The sequence below is a fragment of the Parasediminibacterium schistidii genome, assembly GCF_046546515.1.
GTDB lineage: Bacteria > Bacteroidota > Bacteroidia > Chitinophagales > Chitinophagaceae > Parasediminibacterium.
Window position 1 is genome coordinate 40,670 of the sequence record NZ_JBKHKJ010000021.1, and the last position, 20,414, is coordinate 61,083.

General features: G+C 41.1%; 18 protein-coding genes. 5 read left to right on the top strand and 13 right to left on the bottom strand.

Annotated elements, in window-relative coordinates; all coding sequences use genetic code 11:
- Nucleotides 1–110: 110 nt before the first annotated feature.
- Together cysM and ACHFIY_RS12775 are read right to left on the bottom strand one after the other, a co-directional pair.
- Nucleotides 111–992, bottom strand: coding sequence for a cysteine synthase CysM (gene cysM, locus ACHFIY_RS12770; RefSeq protein ID WP_410846490.1), 882 nt, complete (start codon nt 990–992; stop codon nt 111–113).
- Between the two features lie 335 nt (nt 993–1,327).
- Nucleotides 1,328–2,194 (bottom strand): cyanophycinase, encoded by an 867-nt coding sequence (locus ACHFIY_RS12775; protein ID WP_410846491.1) that lies wholly within the window; start codon nt 2,192–2,194, stop codon nt 1,328–1,330.
- Between the two features lie 358 nt (nt 2,195–2,552).
- On the opposite strand from ACHFIY_RS12775, the gene ACHFIY_RS12780 reads away from it, so the two are divergent.
- The 3 genes from ACHFIY_RS12780 to ACHFIY_RS12790 all read left to right on the top strand — a co-directional run bounded on the left by ACHFIY_RS12780 (nt 2,553) and on the right by ACHFIY_RS12790 (nt 5,872).
- On the top strand, nt 2,553–5,006 hold the full coding sequence (locus ACHFIY_RS12780; RefSeq protein ID WP_410846492.1) for a TonB-dependent receptor domain-containing protein: 2,454 nt from the start codon (nt 2,553–2,555) through the stop codon (nt 5,004–5,006).
- A gap of 213 nt (nt 5,007–5,219) precedes the next feature.
- On the top strand, nt 5,220–5,441 hold the full coding sequence (locus tag ACHFIY_RS12785) for a DUF433 domain-containing protein (RefSeq protein ID WP_410846493.1): 222 nt from the start codon (nt 5,220–5,222) through the stop codon (nt 5,439–5,441).
- A gap of 11 nt (nt 5,442–5,452) precedes the next feature.
- Nucleotides 5,453–5,872 (top strand): aspartyl protease family protein, encoded by a 420-nt coding sequence (locus tag ACHFIY_RS12790; RefSeq protein WP_410846494.1) that lies wholly within the window; start codon nt 5,453–5,455, stop codon nt 5,870–5,872.
- A gap of 82 nt (nt 5,873–5,954) precedes the next feature.
- On the opposite strand, the gene dnaJ is transcribed toward ACHFIY_RS12790, so the two are convergent.
- The gene (gene dnaJ / locus ACHFIY_RS12795) at nt 5,955–7,100 is read right to left on the bottom strand and encodes a molecular chaperone DnaJ (protein ID WP_410846495.1); all 1,146 of its coding nucleotides are present in this window, start codon (nt 7,098–7,100) and stop codon (nt 5,955–5,957) included.
- Nucleotides 7,101–7,390: 290 nt separating this feature from the next.
- Nucleotides 7,391–7,954: a nucleotide exchange factor GrpE gene (locus tag ACHFIY_RS12800; protein ID WP_410846496.1), complete on the bottom strand. Its 564-nt coding sequence runs from the start codon at nt 7,952–7,954 to the stop codon at nt 7,391–7,393.
- 497 nt (nt 7,955–8,451) lie between these two features.
- Here ACHFIY_RS12800 and ftsY point away from each other — a divergent pair, with 497 nt between their 5' ends.
- Nucleotides 8,452–9,408 carry a signal recognition particle-docking protein FtsY gene (gene ftsY / locus ACHFIY_RS12805; RefSeq protein WP_410846497.1) on the top strand — a complete coding sequence of 319 codons (957 nt, stop codon included), beginning with the start codon at nt 8,452–8,454 and terminating at the stop codon, nt 9,406–9,408.
- 85 nt (nt 9,409–9,493) lie between these two features.
- On the opposite strand, the gene ACHFIY_RS12810 is transcribed toward ftsY, so the two are convergent.
- Both ACHFIY_RS12810 and pyrE read right to left on the bottom strand, forming a co-directional pair.
- A complete protein-coding gene (locus tag ACHFIY_RS12810; RefSeq protein WP_410846498.1) occupies nt 9,494–9,904 on the bottom strand; it encodes a hypothetical protein in 411 nt (136 codons plus the stop codon).
- Between the two features lie 34 nt (nt 9,905–9,938).
- On the bottom strand, nt 9,939–10,568 hold the full coding sequence (gene pyrE / locus ACHFIY_RS12815; protein WP_410846499.1) for an orotate phosphoribosyltransferase: 630 nt from the start codon (nt 10,566–10,568) through the stop codon (nt 9,939–9,941).
- A gap of 80 nt (nt 10,569–10,648) precedes the next feature.
- Here pyrE and ACHFIY_RS12820 point away from each other — a divergent pair, with 80 nt between their 5' ends.
- The gene (locus ACHFIY_RS12820; RefSeq protein ID WP_410846500.1) at nt 10,649–11,092 is read left to right on the top strand and encodes an NUDIX hydrolase; all 444 of its coding nucleotides are present in this window, start codon (nt 10,649–10,651) and stop codon (nt 11,090–11,092) included.
- 183 nt (nt 11,093–11,275) lie between these two features.
- Here ACHFIY_RS12820 and ACHFIY_RS12825 read toward each other — a convergent pair whose 3' ends face one another.
- From ACHFIY_RS12825 to ACHFIY_RS12855, 7 genes are all read right to left on the bottom strand, one after another.
- The gene (locus ACHFIY_RS12825) at nt 11,276–12,001 is read right to left on the bottom strand and encodes a superoxide dismutase (RefSeq protein WP_410846501.1); all 726 of its coding nucleotides are present in this window, start codon (nt 11,999–12,001) and stop codon (nt 11,276–11,278) included.
- Entirely contained in the window at nt 11,998–13,164 is a 1,167-nt protein-coding gene (locus ACHFIY_RS12830; RefSeq protein ID WP_410846502.1) for a chromate transporter, read from the bottom strand. The genes ACHFIY_RS12825 and ACHFIY_RS12830 overlap by 4 nt, the downstream gene beginning before the upstream one ends.
- A gap of 10 nt (nt 13,165–13,174) precedes the next feature.
- Nucleotides 13,175–13,666 (bottom strand): hypothetical protein, encoded by a 492-nt coding sequence (locus ACHFIY_RS12835; protein WP_410846503.1) that lies wholly within the window; start codon nt 13,664–13,666, stop codon nt 13,175–13,177.
- 64 nt (nt 13,667–13,730) lie between these two features.
- Nucleotides 13,731–14,594 carry a chromate resistance protein ChrB domain-containing protein gene (locus ACHFIY_RS12840; RefSeq protein ID WP_410846504.1) on the bottom strand — a complete coding sequence of 288 codons (864 nt, stop codon included), beginning with the start codon at nt 14,592–14,594 and terminating at the stop codon, nt 13,731–13,733.
- 92 nt (nt 14,595–14,686) lie between these two features.
- On the bottom strand, nt 14,687–15,685 hold the full coding sequence (holA, locus tag ACHFIY_RS12845) for a DNA polymerase III subunit delta (protein WP_410846505.1): 999 nt from the start codon (nt 15,683–15,685) through the stop codon (nt 14,687–14,689).
- A 1,141-nt stretch (nt 15,686–16,826) separates the two neighbouring features.
- On the bottom strand, nt 16,827–17,087 hold the full coding sequence (locus tag ACHFIY_RS12850) for a hypothetical protein (protein ID WP_410846506.1): 261 nt from the start codon (nt 17,085–17,087) through the stop codon (nt 16,827–16,829).
- Between the two features lie 21 nt (nt 17,088–17,108).
- Nucleotides 17,109–20,396 carry a T9SS type A sorting domain-containing protein gene (locus ACHFIY_RS12855; protein WP_410846507.1) on the bottom strand — a complete coding sequence of 1,096 codons (3,288 nt, stop codon included), beginning with the start codon at nt 20,394–20,396 and terminating at the stop codon, nt 17,109–17,111.
- Nucleotides 20,397–20,414: the final 18 nt, after the last annotated feature.

Below are 20,414 nucleotides of genomic sequence, written 5' to 3' on the forward strand. Positions count from 1 at the left end.
AAGAAAAGAAAAAAGAACAAACATTATGCAATTAATACATTTTACCCTTCTTTTTCTTAGTGCTACTTCGATTCTTAGAGTGATTGTGGCAATATAGCAAGCATTAATGCCTAATCAAACAAATCAGAAGATAAGTACCTATCTCCCCTGTCGCAGATGATGCACACAATTAGGCCGCTGGTTAATGTTTTGCTTAATTCCACGGCTGCATGAACAGCACCGCCACTGCTCATGCCACTAAAAATGCCTTCTTCCTTGGCAAGGCGTTTTGCCATTATGCGGGCGTCTGTTTCGCTTAATTCTATTGTTTGGTCAACCCTTGCCCGGTCGAATATTTTGGGCAGGTATGCTTCTGGCCATTTGCGTATGCCGGGTATGCGGGAGCCGTCAGATGGCTGGCAGCCTAATATCTGCACTTCTTCGTTTTGCTCTTTTAAATAGGCTGAAACCCCCATGATGGTACCTGTAGTACCCATGGAAGAAACAAAATGGGTGATTTTGCCCGCTGTGTCCCTCCATATTTCGGGCCCAGTTGTCTTGTAGTGCATTGCAGGGTTGTCTGGGTTGGCAAACTGGTTCAGCATTACATAGCCGCCTTGCCCCACTTTTGCATTGGCATAATCTATTGCCCCTTCCATCGATTGCTCTTTTGGTGTCAATACTACTTTGGCACCAAATGCCTGCATGGTTAGCACACGCTCACGTGTGGCGTCCTCTGGCATTACCAATTCTATTTCCACGCCAAACAAGCTGGCAATCATGGCTAAAGCAATACCAGTATTGCCGCTAGTGGCTTCAATTAGTTTAATGCCTTTTTTTATCTCGCCACGGTCTATTGCACCTTTTATCATACCCAATGCGGCACGATCTTTCACGCTGCCGCCGGGGTTATTGCCTTCTAGTTTGGCAAATATTTGCACGTTTTTATTTACCGTTACATGCTTTAGTTCTACCATTGGCGTGTTGCCAACCAAGTCTAAAATTCCCGACATAAAGTAGTTGCTTATCAATTTTATAATAGAACAGCCCAGTTGCAAAACTGTTTGATATTGCTGTATGAATAAGCGAAGATATTGGTTCGTATTTACTACTATGGTAAAATAGTGGGGTAGCTAAATATACAGTGTATTATTTTTAAGTTTTTGGTTATATGTTAAGTAGCTGGATATTTAGTAAAACAAGAAAAATAGCTATTTCCTTATAAACAAACTGCCTATTATCAGCAATACCAAGATTACCCAAAAAAAAAACATCCATTTAATAAGGTTTTTTTAATTGGGCTATTTCTAGTTCTGTTTTCCAATTAATCCTTAGTATATCAACTCCCTTAAACAGCCGCAAGCACTGTTTGCAAAAACTGCCGCTCCTCTACCAAAAAGCCATTGCCCCTTGTGCAAAAATGTACTTTCAGGTTCTCTAGGCTAATGGGGTTGCCCTCGGGTATGTCTGCTATATTGGTAAAATTAATATTATGCCCATCTACTATTATCACTAACCCGCTGCCTATGGCTTCCATGCGGTTGCCTTCTGTTACTATCATGCCCGTATCTTCCCCTAAGCCAATGCCAATACAAGATGGGTTGGCTGCCACTGCTTGGGCCAAGCGTGCAAACCGGCTACGCTTTTCAAAATGGCTATCGAAAATAACCGTTTTCATAAAGCTAAGCCCAGTGGTTAGTTTCACTTCACCTTTTAGGTGTGCCCTGCTTGCATCCCCATCATATATCATGGTGTTGCTCATAGCCATTGCGCCCGCACTAGTGCCAGCAATTACAAAAACTTCGTTTTGATAACGGTTGGAAATGGTTTTTAAAAAAGCTGTGCCGCCAAATACAGTAGTCAGGCGGTACTGGTTGCCGCCGCTAAACATCACCCCATCACATGCGGCAATTCTCTGCAGGTAGTCTTCCCTTCCTGCATCTTCCCTGTTCCGGATGTGCATTAAGCCCACATTGGTACAGCCAATTTTACCAAAAGCATCTAGATAGTTTTCACCCACCTCATACGGGATGGTAGATGCCGTAGTTACAATTTCTATGCGTGCATTGATGCCCCCTGTTTCTTCCACAATGCGGCGCAAGATACCTAGCTCTAAAAAGTTGAGGGTATAACGGGCAATTTCACCTTTTTCCAAATCGGTGCCTTTGTCTTCTGCACCGCCAATAGCTATTAATTTACCTTTAGGTGTACTCATGCCGTGTATTGCTGGTTCATTTAATATGAACAAAAATAAGCGAATGGAAGTTATGAATGCGGGAGGCATTGAATATTAGTAAAAACATAAAAAATCGTGGATAATGTGCCATAGGCACGACATACCGCTTCATAATCCTGTATACTTAGGCCTTGGAGCAATACAAAAATTTCTTTTCTTTCTTTTTTTCTTAGTGCTACTTAGAGCCTTCGTGTCTTTGTGGCAATATAAGTGCGAGTAGTGACAGCCTTGCCTATCAAAAAGCAATACCGCCTTTAACATATTATTTGCAGTGGCTTTTTAAGACTATTGTAACATTTGTATCTTTCACCCGTACTAATGACATTAAAACAATTACATGAAGAAACAATTTTACTTATTTACCCTATTATTTTCCCTATTTGCATTTAAAAGTTTTTCCCAAAACAAAAATAGCATCACTGGTTTTGTTCAAGACAATGGCGGCAAGCCGTTGGCGGCTGTAACTATTTCTTTATTAAAAGCAAAAGATAGCAGCCTTATAAAAGCAGGCATTTCTGATAAAGACGGCAGTTTTGAACTATCCACCAACAGGGAAGGCAGTTTTTTGCTAAGTTATACCATAGTTGGTTTTGAAAAGAAGTTTTCGCCTGTTTTTGAACTTGGCAACGGTAAAACAACCTATGCCGCCCCAAAAATTTCATTGGCAATAGCACAAGGCAAATTGCAAGAAGTAACCGTAAGTGCCGCTCGCAAGCCTTTGATAGAAGTTAAAGCCGACAAGATGGTGTTTAATGTAGAAAACAGCATCAACGCTACTGGCAGCGATGCAATGGAGTTGCTGCAAAAAAGCCCCGGCGTGCAGGTAGATAATAACGACAACATAAGCATGAAAGGCAAAACAGGCGTTAGAGTTTATGTAGATGGAAAAATGCTGCAATTAGATTCTAAAGACCTTGCCGCCTACCTCAAAAGCATTAACAGCAACGATATAGAAGCCATAGAAATGATTAGCAACCCAAGTGCCAAGTACGATGCAAGTGGCAACGCGGGCATTATCAATATCCGCCTGAAAAAGAATAAAAAATATGGCACGAATGGCACTGCCACCCTTGGCTTTGTACAGGGCGTAACACCTAAAGGCAATGGATCGCTAAACCTAAACTACCGCGACAAAAAAATAAACCTGTTTAGCAATGTAAGCGGCAACATAGGGGACCACCAAAACACTATGAACCTGTATAGAACGCAAAAAGACAGCATATACGACCAGCACAGCACCAACGTGAATGATGGCAAAAGCATTAATGCCAAAGCTGGGGCAGATTTTTTCATCAACAGCAAAAACACTTTTGGGGTAATGGCACGCATTGGGTATGACGATAATGTGTGGACTAGCAACAGCCATACTGATATATGTACACATGTAAACAGTCCAGACAGTTTTGTAAAAACATTAGCGGCAACAAACCGGCTACCCAGCAAACGGACGAATGTAAACACAAACATCAACTACCGCTTTGCCGACACAAGCGGCACAGAGGTAAATGCCGATGCAGACTATGGCTTTTTTAGCGGCAGGGGCAATAGCTACCAGCCCAATACTTATATAGACAGGAAAAACATATTCACCAGATATATTTATGCAAACAACACGCCTACAGACATTGACATATACACGGCTAAAGTAGATGTGGAAATGAATAGGTGGAAAGGCAAGCTGGGCTTTGGTGCTAAGTTTTCTTATGTGAAAACAAAAAATACTTTTGATTTTTTTAATGTCGATCCCCTGACAAATGCCCAATCAAAAGCGTTGGACCGTAGCAATAATTTTACGTATAAAGAGAATGTAAACGCAGGCTATATAAACTATCAACGCCAGATAAATGCAAAATTCAGCATACAAACTGGCTTAAGGATAGAAAATACCAACAGTGTAGGAGATTTAACAAGGGCTGATGGTACAGTACAAACTGATGGATATGTGCCTCGTAATTATACGAACCTTTTTCCAAGCGCCGCTATTACATGGAATGTAAACAAGAAAAATACCCTGAATCTAACGTATAGTAGAAGGATAGATAGGCCTACCTATCAGGATTTGAACCCTTTCGAAAATAAGCTGGACGAATTAACGTACGAAAAAGGCAATGCTAAACTAAAGCCTCAGTACACTGATAATATTGAGCTTACGCATACGTTTATGGGTTTCCTAAACACAACGACAGGATATAGCCACGTAAGTGATTATGCCACACAAATAACTGACACTGTTGGCAACGCTACCTATGTAGAGCAACAAAACCTTGCCACCCAGCAAATAATCAGCTTTAGCATAGGTAGCCCATTGCCCATAAAAAAATGGTGGAATGGCTATGTAAACTTTTGGTACAACTACCAGATTTTTGATGGGCATATAAACGACAAGCCTGTACACCAAGAAATACCGATGTACGGTGCTTACTTGCAAAACACGTTTAAGCTAGGGCATGATTACACCGCTGAGATGAGCGGATGGTTTAATGGGCCTAGCATTTGGGGGGCAACATGGAGAACGAAACCACAAGGGGGCATTGATGTAGGGATACAGAAACAATTGCTTGATAAAAAAGCCTCTATTAAGCTAAGTGCCACAGACATACTGCACACGGCACCGTGGAAAGCGAACAGCAACTTTGGTGGCATGGTAATAAACGGCGGCGGCGCATGGGAAAGCACCACGGTACGCCTAAACTTTACCTACCGCTTTGGCAGCAACCAAATAAAAGCATCAAGGGAGCGGAAAACTGGCTTGGAAAGCGAGAGCCAACGCATAAAAGGAGGGGGCAACTAGCCATAAAGAGCATTTCCTGAAAAGCCTGATATATGTTTAACCCCTGTGCCATTATTGGTTACGGGGGTATTTTTTTTGTTATATAGATGCCTTAACAGGATTGCATTCTTTTTTCAGAAGGATAACTAATAATGGAAAAAACAGCCACTAGATTGCTATCAATTTGACAGAAAAACAAGTAACTTTGAATACTACAATAAAGACAATACAAACATGGAAATGCAAGTGATAAATATTGATTTAGAAATATTAGGCGGAACACCCGTTTTTTTAGGTACAAGAGTTCCAATAAAAAATTGGTTTGATTATTTGGAGACTTGGGACTCTTTTGAAACTTTTCTTGAAGATTTTGAGGGTGTTAGCAAAAGCCAAGTGATTAGTATTCTTGAAATGTCGCAGCAATTAATATCAACTTCAACCATAACAAGCAACTAAAAATATATTTTATGGGATTAGTTTATGCAGATATAACCCTAATTAATGGCGAAGATAAAATATTAGCTAAACGGCATATTATTGGGGAAGAAGAAGTAAAACAAATGACCGTGAATATGCTTGCAGATTCTGGGGCATACATGATGGCTATTAATGAAAATATACAAGAGCAGTTGCAGCTTCCTGTAATAGAAAAACGGAAAGCCCAAATGGCAAATGGAAGTATAGAGGAGTATGACTTAGTTGGGCCTATTGAAGTGAGGTTTAAAAACAGGCGTTGTGTGGTTGATGCTATGGTTTTGCCTGGCGACAATGAGCCTTTGCTAGGTGCGATACCGATGGAAGACATGGATATATTAATCCATCCTTTGCGGCAGGAATTAATCGTAAACCCAGAACACCCATATTTTGCCCAAATGAAAATGAAATAATTTCAAAAACATACTTATTTCTTTAAAACCAAAGGCTGCAACTCTAAAAGAGCAGCCTTTGGTGTGCTAAAAAATATGTAAATTAATTAAACGCTTCTTTTACCCGTTCAAAAAAGCTTTTGTTGTTTTTGTCGGGCCGTGGTTTAAAATTATTGCTTTTGCTTAGTTTTTCCAACAGGCTTTTTTCCTCGCTGTTCAGGTCTTGTGGCGTCCACACGTTAACATATACCAATTGGTCGCCCCTTGAATAGCCTTGCACCTCTGGGAAGCCTTTTCCTTTCAGGCGGAATATTTTGCCGCTTTGCGTGCCTGCTGGTATTTTTATTTTCGCCCTGCCGTCAATAGTTGGTACTTCTATATTGGTACCAAAAGCTGCATCCGGGAAAGATATATACAAATCGTAGGCTATGTTCAGCCCATCCCTGTGCAATTCTGCATGTTGTTCTTCCTCTATTTGTATAATCAAGTCGCCATTTGCCCCCCCCCTTTCACCTGCATTGCCCTTGCCGCTCATGCTTAGCTGCATACCTTCCTGCACACCCGCAGGTATGTCTATGCTGATGGTTTCTTCGCCATATACCCTTCCTTCGCCCCTGCAAGCCCCACATTTTGCAGTTATGGTTTGCCCTTCTCCATTACAGGTAGGGCATGCTGTTACTGTTTGCATTTGGCCTAGAAAAGTGTTGCTTACCCTTGTTACCTGACCGCTACCGTGGCATGTATGGCAGGTTTGCACGCTATTTTTATCTTTGGCCCCACTGCCGCTACAAGTAGTGCATACAACATTTTTTTTAACTTTTACGTTCTTGCTTACCCCATTAGCTATCTCCTCGAAAGTGAGTTTCATTTTTATACGGAGGTTGCTACCACGCTGGCCTCTAGGCCTGCCGCCACCGCCCCTGCTTCTGCCGCCACCACCAAAAATACTATCTCCAAAAATATCTCCAAACTGGCTGAAAATATCATCCATATTGGTAGCACCACGGCCGCCTCCACCCATTCCTGGGCCAAAAGCTTGATGGCCAAAACGATCGTACTTTGCTTTTTTATCTGCATCGCTTAATACCTCGTATGCTTCTGCGGCTTCTTTAAATTTATCTTCTGCCGCTTTGTCGCCGGGGTTCCTGTCTGGGTGGAACTGCATGGCTACTTTGCGGTAGGCTTTCTTTATCTCGTCTGCCGATGCGCTTTTCGATACGCCTAATATTTCGTAATAATCTCTTTTCATAATGCCTAAAAGCCTTTATGGCCACAGGTATTTTAATTTTAAAAAATCATCGGCTATACAATAGCGATGGATGTTGTTGTTTTTTGCCACAAAGACACGAAAGCACAAAGCTGCACAAAGAAAAAAAGTGAGCTAATTGCAACAAAAGACTAATGTTTAAAAAAAACTTTATAAAGAACTTATATTCCAAAAAACAGGTGGCGAAACCATTTTAATTAAAGCTTTTCTTATTAAAGGCTTTAAACTTTGATTCATGCCAATCATTTAATTATCGTTTTAAACCTAGCCACTCATTTACCTACCACCACTTTTGCAAAACGTACAATCTTATCGTTCAGGTAGTAGCCTTTCATTACCTCGTCTAATACCTTGCCTTGCATGGCTTGGGTAGGTGCTGGTATTTCAGTAATGGCTTCGTGCTTTTCCACATCAAAATCGGTATTGATGCTTTCCATTGCTTTTACGCCCTTGGCTTGCAAGGTGCTGCGTATTTTATTGAACACCAATTGGATGCCTTCCTTCTGCAAGGCAATGTCTGTGCTTGTGGCCAATTGCTTTTCAGCGCGGTCGCAATCGTCCAATACATCAAGCAGGCTTACTACTATATCTTTTCCTGCTGTCTGCATCAACTCTAAACGTTCTTTAGCAGTCCTCCTGCGGAAGTTGTCAAATTCTGCCATTAAACGCAGGTATTTATCTTTTTGCTCTGTTAGTTCGGCTTGCGCTTTTTCTAATTCGCTGTCTTGAGCCAAAGAGTCGTTTAAATTTGTGGAATTGGCTGCACTTTCGTCAGCATTACTATCCATGCTTATGTCAATAATGTCGTTTTGCTCCAATATTTCTTTTTCTTGCATAATTTTTTCGCTTGTTCGTATGAAACTGCAATTTTTCTGCCAATACTAAAAATGAGAAATTTTGGCAGTTCCATCATAATATCTTAGCTAAATAATGGTTTCAAAATAACGTTCCCCAAAATAATTAATACCTTTTTCATGGCTAAAGCCTGATAGATAGGGTGTTCAGAATAGGGAATAGGCCTTAGTAAAGTTTTAAGCGAAGATTTAACCACAAAGCGCACAAAGTTTTTCGCAAAGAAACACAAAGAATTTTAGCTTTTAGGTAAAACGTTTCACTTTAAGGGCACAAATAACGGTGCAGTTTGACTACTAACTATTAAATTTACCCATGCGTAAGTAGCTGCAAACTTTACTAAAATACCCCCTTATTTCTGAACAGCCTACCTGATAGATACACACTTGTGTCCCCAGCCCATGCCTTACAACTTACTACTTATGACTTTTTGTAGTAGCTTTACCGCTATCTTTTTTTGATTCATAAAATCAATATTGCTATGAGTTTTTTTGGGAAATTGTTTGGTAAAAAAGAAAAAGAAACGCTTGACGAAGGACTCAATAAAACCAAGGAAGGTTTTATGGCCAAGATAACCAAGGCAATTGCTGGCAAAAGCACTGTGGACGAAGATGTTTTGGACAACCTAGAGGAGGCATTGGTAAGTGCCGACGTGGGCATAGAAACCACCATAGAAATCATTAAACGCATAGAAGAAAGGGTACAGCAGGATAAATACCTAGGAACATCGGAGCTAAACAGCATATTACAGCAAGAAATAGAAGCTGTGCTTGTAGATGCAAGCGATAGTTGTTACAAAAACTTTGAAATACCAGCAGACACAAAGCCTTATGTAATTTTGGTAGTAGGCGTAAATGGCGTAGGCAAAACCACCACCATTGGCAAATTAGCCCACAATTATAAAAAAGCTGGCTACAATGTATTGCTGGGTGCAGCGGATACTTTCAGGGCAGCAGCAGTGGATCAGCTTACAATATGGAGCGAGCGGGTGGGCGTACCTATTGTAAAAAAACCGATGGGCAGCGACCCGAGTGCTGTTGCCTTCGATACCATGCAAACCGCCGTTGCCAAAGGCAGCGACGTGGTGATAATAGACACCGCAGGTCGCCTGCACAACAAAGCCCACCTAATGGATGAGCTATCTAAAATAAAAAGAGTGATTAAAAAAGTAATACCCAATGCACCGCACGAGGTAATGCTGGTTTTAGATGGCTCCACAGGGCAAAATGCGTTGGAACAAGCAAAACAATTTACGGCTACTACAGATGTTAACAGCCTCACCATTACCAAACTAGACGGAACAGCAAAAGGCGGCGTAGTACTAGCAATAGCCCATCAATTTAAAATACCCGTGAAATTTATTGGCGTAGGAGAAAAAATAGACGACCTGATTGTTTTTGACAAGCACGAGTTTGTAGATAGTTTGTTTAAGATTTAAGTCGTAAATCATAAGTGGTAAGTCATAAGTCATTAATCATCAATACCTCTTTCAAATTTACACACACTTACTTACGACTTATTACTTACATCGGCTCCAGATGGCAGGGCTTATTTTTCTTTGGGCCGCCACCTTCGGCTACTGTTTTACAAGCCAGGGGCAGCTTTTTGTAAACTGTTGGTTCGGCTTTGGTAGTATCTGCATCAAAACCTGCATTATTCATTGCCAGGCGTATATCATCCACAGATACCCTGTCTGGCAAATATTGCACCCTTATTTCCCCTCCCAAAAGGTTAAATACCCATTTCAACATCCCATTTTCCATGTTTACGTGGTTTTCCTTTATCAAGTAGCTTTCCAGCCTTTCCTTGCATTCCCAGCAACGCAGGTTGTCGGACTTTATGGTTACCCATTTTGGACCAGCGGCCATTACCTGCGCTTGAAGCTTTGAAAAAGCTAAGGCGGTGAATAAAATGACAAAAAATGCTTTTTTCATATTTTTCAATTCAACATTTAAAATTCAAAACAACTTAGCTTCCCCATTCAGCAGGGCTTTTGCTCCATTCTAATAGCAATGCTTCTGTTTCTTTTGTGATTGTTCCTTTTTCTACTCCTAGGCCTATTAAGGTACTGTAATCGCTCAAAGCAATAAAAGAAACCTCTGCTTTTGCAAAAGCTTCTTTTGCCACTTCAAAGCCATAATTAAAAATAGAAACCAGTGCTACTACTTCCAGCCCAGCGGCTTTTAGCACTTCCACTACTTGTAGGCTGCTTTTGCCTGTAGAAACCAAGTCTTCTATTACTACTATCTTCTGCCCAGCCATGTAATGGCCTTCTATCTGGTTGCCCAGCCCATGCTCCTTTGGCTTTGGCCGCACATATATATACGGCAGTTTTAGTTGGTCTGCCGCCATTACGCCCCAAGCTATGCCGGCCGTGGCCACGCCTGCAATAGCATCTGCATCCGGGTATTCGGAAAATATAACGTTGCACAATTCGCTTTTGATAAAATCCCTTACGAAGGGAAAAGAAAGCACTTTTCGGTTATCGCAATAGATAGGGCTTTTCCATCCGCTAGCCCATGTAAAAGGTTTTTCGGGGCTGAGTTTTACAGCGTTTACCTGCAATAATTTTTCGGCTATGGCTTTTTTATTTGTCATTTTACGAAAGTAAAGCCTATTTTGTGATTATATATTGATATTTTAAAAAATTGGAATCATTTTTGTTTAATTTTAAGAATATGAGTAAACCTATAATAATTGCAGCTGGTGGCCTCGTTTGGAACGAGCAAAATGAGCTTTTGATGATTTACAGGATGGACAAGTGGGACTTGCCAAAAGGCAAGTTGGACGAAGGTGAAACAATTGAGGAATGTGCCTTGAGGGAAGTACATGAAGAAACTGGCTTGCAGCAAGTAGTGCTTGGCGAGTTTATTGGCATAACACAGCACGAATATTACGACAAATACTTACATACAGATGCCATAAAAGAAAGCCACTGGTATTCTATGAAAACAGTTGGCGACCAGTCTTTTATACCACAAACAGAAGAAGATATTACCGATATAAAATGGGTGAAGCCATCTGCAATCCATAAGTTTTTGCAAAATAGCTACCAGAATATCGAGATTATCATCAAGCAATACTTTAGCAGGACATCTGAGTTGGAATTGGCAGGACTTTAGTTTAATTGATAATTAATAATTTACAATTGATAATTAAGTTATAATCCTTAATTGCAAACCCCTTTGTGATGCAGGTGCAAGCGTGCCGCTTGTGCCTTGCAGGCAATCTTTTAACTAATTACACACCATAGGCGTGGAGCAGCCCTCAATTATTTGGTACAATGTACAAGATCAGCTTTGTACTTATTTGGTCAACTTCAAAGCTGTGTCTAGCCTTTGTGCTGCGTTGTCCCAATTGATAATATTGAACAAAGCATCCACAAAATCAGTCCTTTTGTTTTTATATTTTAAGTAATAGGCATGTTCCCAAACATCAATAACCAACAAAGGGATTGCCCCCCATTGTGTTAGCTTTTCGTGGTTCTCGCATTGTAAAACAACTAAGCTATCTGTGTACGGTTGATAGGCAACTATTCCCCAGCCGTTTCCATCCACGTTTTTAGAAGTTTCTGCTATCAATCCTTTCAGTTTGTCGTAACTGCCAAAATTCTTTTCAATCCTTCTTTGTAGTTCACCTGTTGGGGAAGTTTTTTTATTGGTAAGGTTTGTCCAAAAGATAGAATGTAAAACGTGTGAGGAAAAGTGATAAGACAGTTTCTTTGTCCAAAAGTCAACTGTTTCTAAGTTGTTCTCATCTAGTGCTTTTTTAATCATCCCCAAATCTTTGTTTGCTGCTTTTACGGCCCCTCCATGATGGAAAGCATAATGTAGGTGCATGGTTTCTGCATCCATATAAGGCTCTAAAAAGTATTCACTGTAAGGTAATGCTTGTTGAATGTAATTGCCATTGGCATCTACCAACTTATCGATGTCGTTATTGACTAAGTTTTGTGAGAACGCATTTGTAGTGGTAAGCATTGATGCTGCGCCTAACAACGTGCCTGATTTTAAAAAGCTTGCCCTGTTCATAAAATTAATTTAATGATGATGCCTAGCATTGCTGCAACTGCAATAATATGGGGTTCTTGTATTTTTTTGATGTAAAGTAAAGCAAGAATACTAGTAACGGCTATCAAAGCCGTTGGGATATCAATAATACTTCTTGTGGCAATAACAACAACTGCACCTACCAAAGCCCCAACTACTGCGGCAGTAATACCGCTAACAAAAGCTTTTATAGACTCATTCTTTGCTATTTTTTTAAAATAAGGTGCTTGGATTACGGTAAGCAAGTAACAAGGTAAAAAGGTAGCCATTGCAGCCACAGATGCACCAGGAAAACCTGCAACCAAATAACCAATAAACCCAACTGTGATAACAACAGGCCCTGGAGTAATCATAGCCACTGCCACAGCATCTACAAATTGTTGTTCTGAAAGCCAATGATTTTCTGTTACAACCCCTGCATGCAAAAAAGGCACAATAGCCAACCCACTTCCAAAAACAAATGTACCCGCCTTTGCAAAGAAGATGGCAATTTTTATTAGTTTCTCATTTTCATAATCCCAAAAGCCAATTTGCAAAAGCACAAAAGTATTTGCAGTAGTTTTTGACAACCATTTGGGCGGTGCTTTCACATACATATATATAAGCCCTGCGGCTATAAACAACAGTACCTGTTCTTGTTTTGTAAAGAACGTGAGGGCGGCGGCAATAATAAAAAACAACCAAAGCAACCAGTTTTGTTTAAAGGATTCTATATTGAACTTGCCAATAGATTTAATGGTAAGTTTATAAGAACTGTTGGCTATAATGCCTATAACTGCAGCACCTACGCCATAAAAAACTGCTTGCATCCATGCAATGCCGCCATACAATTTGTACGCCATGCCCAGCAAGACCACCATTATAAAAGACGGCACAACAAACGCAATACCCACCAAAGTAGCCCCTAGGATGCGATAATGAACAAAGCCAAGGTAAATGCACAATTGGGCAGCCAATGGCCCTGGGGCTAATTGTGCCAAAGCCAACCCTTGCTTAAAATCTTCATCTGCTATCCACTTCCTTGTTTCTACCAAATCTTTGTGCATATAGCCCACCAAAGCCACTGGGCCGCCAAAACCAATAGACCCAAGCCTCAGGAAATATAAAACGAGTTGCTGTAAAGAATAGGTTGGTTGGTTGGTCATAAAGTGTTTTTTAAAATACAATACCAAATTGCACTGCCAAAGTAAGGGATGTTGGCTGGTTATTGCCAAAACGAACAGGCATGGGGAGAGAAAGATAGTAACTGCAATTGTTGGCTTTAATAATTGTTTTGTTAATGATAGGTGTAAGGCCATACCTGCCTGAAGTTTCAAATGCAGCCCTGCCAATAAAAGTAAACCCATCACCAAGCGAAACAAGCACACCAGGATGAATCAATAGATTGCTCATTTTGCTGATGGTTTTGTCAGACTTTACATAGGGTATCATTTCTAATGAATAGCCAATCTTTTTTGTTTTCCAAACATTGATGCCCGTAGGAAATCCTACGAGATAATAGTCTTTGAAGTTATAAACGGGCTTATCGCTACTGATGGTAACAATAGGATGCACCACACCAAAGAAAGTGGTTGTTTTAGGGTAAGTGGTTTGTGAAAACAAGGATATACTTAACAAAACGAATCCTAAAAGTAATAAAATACGCATAAGGTCAATATATTTTAGTGATTAATTCCAAAACTATTGGTACCATGCACTAATAAATAGAACGTTATTTACGTTTTGTATCTGCGTTACTTTTTTTTATTTCTTTTCTAAAATCAGATGGATTTTTACCCGTGTGTTTCTTGAAGATGCGTGTAAAATGGCTTTGGTCTGAAAAGCCCGTTAGGTAAGCTATTTCAGTAAGCGAATAGTTAGGGTTTTTTATCAATTCAATTGCTTTGTCTATACGGAGCTTGCGGACGTAATCGCCAAAATTCAAGTCTTCAAAATACTTGGAGAACGCTCGCGATATATAAGCTGGGTTCAACTCAAGGCTTTCTGAAATCTTTTTTAGGTCAAATGTAAATTGTGTGTCTATCTGGTCTTGCAGGATTTCTTTTAATTCTTCTACCCAATTGGGTATTTTCTTATTGTCTTTTTCTTGTACTATTTTACTGTAAACATCGTGCAAAAGATTTTCAAAAGGGCTATTCAGTAAATGCTTTTGATTGCGCAAATGGGTAGCCCAACTATACAAGGCGTCGTAAATAACCATTCCTGTTTCTAGCAACTCGTAGTCATCTTTTATATTAAAAGATAGCCCTGCCGAAATTGCCCAAAGCCCCGATGCTTCTCTTGCAAGGCCGTGCTTGTCAGTATCTGCGCCTCGAACAATGTTTGCAATAACAAGTATGGCTGGGTCATCTATTTTATATTTTTTTACAATGTAATCAAAAGTGCATTGGCTGCCATAATGTGTAAATTCCACATAGGGGATATCAAAAGGCGTAGCCTCCAATTCTTTTGATTTCTCCATTACCTGATGGAATGGCACATATATAAACTCGGCTTCTTTGTCAATAAATTTCTTTATCAACCAAGGGCAAGCAAGCCTATCTATCTTGGGGCGTTCACGTGTTATCCATTTCATTTTTTCTTAAAATCTATTAAATCAAAGGCATTACTAGCGAGTAAAGAAAAACCAGACCACTCATAATTCATAACTTATAACTCATAATTAATTTATGCCATCATTTTCACTATCAATTCTTTCATTAAATCTGCATCTTCTGTGCCAGTATCGTTGATACCAATGCCACGAAGATTATATTCATGCAGCAATAGCAATATTGCTTCTACGCCCTGCTGTTTATAATTGCGGGCAGCTTCCTGGTAGCTTTTTACAAAAAAGGGCGATACGCCCAATAAAGAAGCTACCTCTTTTTCATCGTTGCTTTGGATACCAAATGCCATATATACTTTGCTAAAAAAATTGTACAAGGCGGGCAACACCATTTGTATGGGTGCCGATTTTGGGTTGGCAGCAAAATACTGGTTGATTCGGATGGCCTTTGGCAGGTTCTTTTTAGCCAATGCTTCCTGTAGTTCAAACACATTGAATTCTTTGCTTACGCCAATGTATTTTTCAATATCATCCTCGGTAATTGTTTTCCTGCTGCCAAGGTTCACGGCCAGTTTTTCAATCTCGTTCTGCATACGGCTTAGGTCGTTGCCAATATGATCCACCAACAGCAGCAATGCTTTTTGATCAATGCCTAGCCCGTGCATTTGTATCATTTGCCCTGCCCAACCAGGCAATTGACTGTCGTATAGTTTTTTAGTGGAAAGCAATTCTCCTTTTGCTTTTACCGTCTTGGCAAATTTTGTACGGGCATCTAGTTTTTTCTCTTTATAGCTTATTACAAATATAGTAGAACCCAAAGGGCTATTGATATAGCTTTCCAGTCGCTCTATGTCTTTCATGTGCTGTGCTTCTTTCAGCACCACTACCTGCCTTTCGGCAAACATGGGGTAACGCTTGCAAGAGTTTAGCACATCGGCCCAGTTGGCATCCTTGCCATAATAAACAGTGAGGTTAAACCCTGCTTCTGCCTCGCTCAATATCTTATGCTCGGCATAAGCTACTATTTCATCAATAAAATAAGGCTCCTCCCCTTCTAGCCAATAAACAGGCTTGAAATTTTTCTTCTTAAAATCCGCAATAATATGCTCTGCTGACATGGCTGCAAATGTAAGGCTAATTCTTTTTTTTGAGGCACTGATGAACGTCAAGGGTGCATTTCAAATCTTCGCTTTTTATTTATCAGGAACATAGATAAATGATGGTAATAGCCCCACAAACCCTTCAACCTCACCCCAGCCAGACCTCACCCCAACCCTCTCCAAAGGGAGTGGGGGAAAGAACAAGGAAAGAGGGGAAATTGAAGATCTAAACGAAGATTTGAACTGGTTTATTTTTTGTTTTTCGGTGGTTTAATTTTTTTTGCTATCTTCTTTTTTGCCTGTAACTCATTGATATTCAGTTATTTGTATTTTTTTTGCCTCATTTTTTATGATAATAAAAGTGAATTTTATGATAGTTTATTGATAATAGAATGATAGTTTTATGTTAGGAAACTAATAGTTTATTGATAAGAAACCTATAAGATTTTGATGGTGGATTATCATTTTCCCAAGACAACTAATATCCGATGCAGGAGGAAAGGCCAAGATGCCCCTAGTTGCTCCTTTAACCCGGATTTTGCAGTTGAAATCTATTGCAAGACTCAACTTCTTCAAACACAAGCATTTGCTTGATTTTTTGGCCTTGCCATAGTACACTATGTTTTCGACCAAAAATTCGGCTCAAATACTTGTATTTATTGCATTTGAGCCTTTCATAACGAAGTCAACTGCATAATCCGGGTTTAATGCAAAATTGGTATGAATAGATATATAGCCCAAAATAAAAATCCTATATGGGGGAAATATGCCCCCATAAGCGTCCCAAAATGCCCCCATAGTGGGGTAGCGTATATACACAAATATCATTGAAGGAGATGTTGCCCTCTAACATATAAACCTCACCCCCCCACCCCCCCTCCAAAGGCGAGGGGGAGCCAACCCTTGACAAAATGCAAGAGGTTTTATGATAAATTTACCTTGCAGCTATCTATTTTGGTTAAACTAAAAAGGCTAAAAAGATGTGTGTATACCCTAGCATAGTGGGGGAAAACCTGAATTGCTATAACAATTGTAAACCCACAAGCACCTCAAAAAAAGAATAAGCCAAATGCAAGGAAGGGGGCAGTCAATAAAAAAAAGGAGCAGCAGCTAATAAAAGCTACCACCCCTTTTTTTATTTTGATTAATACTTATACTGCTAACTAGCAAGCACCAGCTTCTTTTGTTTAATGGCTGCATAGCCAACCCCAGCAACCAGCAGCATCACGCTCATGTTCCTGTCAAGGGGTACAACTGGCCCGTCTGGTGTTCCTTCGCCACCGCCTCCGCCTGTAGTACCGGGGCCACCGGGTGTGTCAGCTGGTGTCTGTGCCTTTGCTGCAGTATGCAGTATTATAGCCAATGCAAAGCATAAGGTTATTTTTCCTACTTGTTTTACTATTTTTTTATATGCTTGCATATTGCTTGTTTTAAAATTATTTTACTGTACCGTTACACTTGCTTGATAAACAACTTTTTTATCATTAGACGAACCAATGGTTACATTGTACACACCATTTGCTAGCTTACTAATACTCAAAGCATGTGCCACACTGCCAGCATTGTGGTTTATTGTTTCATTATGCACTTTCTGCCCAAGGCTGTTGTAGATGCTTACGCTGTACTTGCCAGCACTTACACCTTCCAGTTTCACGTTTAGTGTTTTGCCAACTAGTGGGTTAGGGTAAAGCGTTGTACGTTGTACGTTATACGTTGTAAGTGTTGCAATATTGCTGTAATTGATTGAACCATCTGCACTTGTGGCCTTGATGCGGTAGTAGCTGGTGGCAGCAGGTGCATTGTCTATATAGCTATAACTTGCTGTTGCTGTGTTCTTCGCTGCTACAGTGCCAATGCTGGTGTATGTAGTGCCATCGGTTGATTTTTCTACCGTGTAGCTAGCTACTTTGTTTTCGCCCACTGTGTTCCAGCTTATTGTTGCCGCGCCATCTTTCAATATTGCTGAAGCTGTAATGCTGCTCACACTCAGAATGGTTGGTTTGAAAACTATAGTAAACCTGTCTTGATAAGATGCAGCAATGCTACTATCCGCAGCAAAAGCAATGGTATTGATACCCTTTGCAAGCGGGGTGTTTGTTTTAGTGTAGCTGTCGTACAGGTAAGCCAACAAGCCGCTTGGGGCTTCGTAAGCCGAGCCATCTAACTGCAATTGGTAACTATCTGTAGCCAGTTTTTGCAGGAACAAACTAATCACATCACTTTTGGTGGCTGGCTTGCGGGCATCAATCAATAATACAGCAGTGCCTTCCTTCAAAGTAAGTATGTCTGTGGTACTACCGCCAATAAAAGGGGCATCCTCGCTGCCAAAACTGTTGCTGAAGGCATCGCTGAACTCAACTGTGGCGATACCCATTTTTTTGTAGCTGCCTACCGCCTCTTTCCTCCACAAAGAAATCGGCAATGCCGTGGTGGTAGATGTACCAAACACCGCTGTTTTGGTGCTACTTGCAGCCTTGGCACTTTCGGTAAACTTTACAACCGGACTTGTTGCCGTTGTTACCACAAAAATTGCCTGCCCGGGCTGTATATAATGAACTGAGCTGTTGTCATAAGCCACATAGCTGCCTGTTGCCCCGATGGTAGGGTCGAGGTAATAGTAATAAGTAGAGATATTGCTGGAACTGGCTTGCAGCGTAGTCCATGAAACAGGGCAGATGTATGGGTTGGCCACAAAGCTATACCCATCACTGTATGTAGTGGTAGTAACACCGTTTATGGTTGTGGAGCCTGCAGTACCTGGGTTGGGATTCAATGAGATAGTACCATCGCCAAAGCTACTAAAGGTAGTGCCAGTGTTGTTGGTAACGCCACTGGTAGTGTATTTCACGTCGCCATAAATAATTTTTCCTGTGGCGCGCAGGGTGGTAGCATTGTACATCAACAAACCTAATGGGGTATTATCAATAGCTTGGCCATAGAGGCTAAACGACCTGTCGCCCCTAATCAGTAGCCTGTAGCCCTTGTATGGGTTGAGTATGCCAAGCGTGTTGGCTATAGCCCCCCAACTGCCACCAGTAAAGGTATAGGCTGTTTTTGCAGCGTTTTTGCTAACGTCGAAGCCAGTGGTAACATCCACGCTATTAGGCGTGCTGGTAGTGCCCGCAGTAGGCGTGCCGCCAGTTATGAAAATGCCATAGCCTGTTTTGGGGTTGGTGTTGCCAGTAGTGGCCCCTTCTTGCCAGTTGGACTTAATAGTACCGGTTGTACTGTAAACGCCTGGGGCTATGTCGCGGTAGCTACGGTAGCCCTTGGGTATAAACCTTTCTACAATTACATCGCCGCTAATGGCCCCACCCACTTGGTCAACTACCGCAGAGTTGGCAATAGAAGTAGATTTTAAGGTAAGGAAGCCGCCAGTAGAAAGCGTACCCGCACTAACTGACAACACGCCTGTAAGGCTTTGCATACCGCTTGAAATAGTAGCTCCACTGCTGTTGTTTAGGGTTAGGTTGGCAAGAGTGCCTGTGCCAGTGATGGCTTGGGCAGCACTACCATTAAGCGTAACTGTGCCTGCCCCGCTTATGGTACCATTGTTGGTAAACGCACCGGGTAATTTAAGCCCTTTGCCACTTGGGATTACTAACGTGCCAGTTGCCAGTACTTTAAAAGCCCTGTTTGCCGCAGTGCCAGTACCTCCAGTAGTGGCATCAAAATCGTTGTTCAAGGTAAGCGTGGAACCGCCATTTACATTGATGGTTGTGGTGTAGCCACTATTGCCAAATGAATTAACCGTGAAGGTGCCTGTATTGGTAAATGATTGTGCTGTACCTGCAAAATTAAACACCACCCCACCAGTGTTGGTGCCACTTGCGCTTCCAACCGCCAATGTGCCAGGGCTTGAAATAGTAATATTTTTTTTGATGTTGAAAGTGGAAACCGATGAGCCACTAGAAAGCCCGTTAATGGTTAATGTTCCATTCAATATGGTTAAATTATCTATATTACAAACACCACCTGCACTTTGGAATGGCACTGACGCAGTGGTATTGTATTCAAAATCAGCATAGGTTTTGTTGAGGCCAGTAGGGCCCGTGGACCCTGTATTGTATTGGAAAGAAAATTTACTACCTGTGTTGAATGTGCATATTGCATTCGTGCCAAAAGGGGTACTTCCGCCAAAAAATACAAAAACCGAACCCGAGGCAAACACCACGCTGCCATCGGTGCCAGATGCGCCAAAAGGGTTGGAGCTTGAAACTGAAGTGGTATTACAAAAACTTCCGCTATTAAAGGTAATGCCACCCACATCGGGGGAAGTTAATTTATGGGTTTGGCCAGTGCTTGCACCTGCGCTCAAGTTTACCGTTCCACTTATGGATCCTTTATAGCCAGTAACCACTGTGAGGGTGATGCCCACAGAATTAATCGTTGACTGTAAGGTGAGCGATTTGCCCGCTGCGACTGTAAATACAGTGGAGCCAGCCGTAAAAGTATTACTACCTACATTTAGTGTCCTTGCTAAAGCGGTTTTAAAGGTAACATTCTCTGCAATAGTCAATTTTCCAATAACGAGGCCTGTGGTAAAATCAAGCGTAACAGATGCGCCTGCCGTTCTAAATACCACTGAGTCAGCCGAAGTAGGCACGACACCACCTAGCCAGCTAGAGGTTGCAGTCCAATTGGCATCTGCTGCACCCTGCCAGATAACAGTTCCTGCATGTGCCGCCAGCGAGGCGGATAACAGCAGTAATAAAAAAATTTTCTTCATGTGATTACATTTAAAATT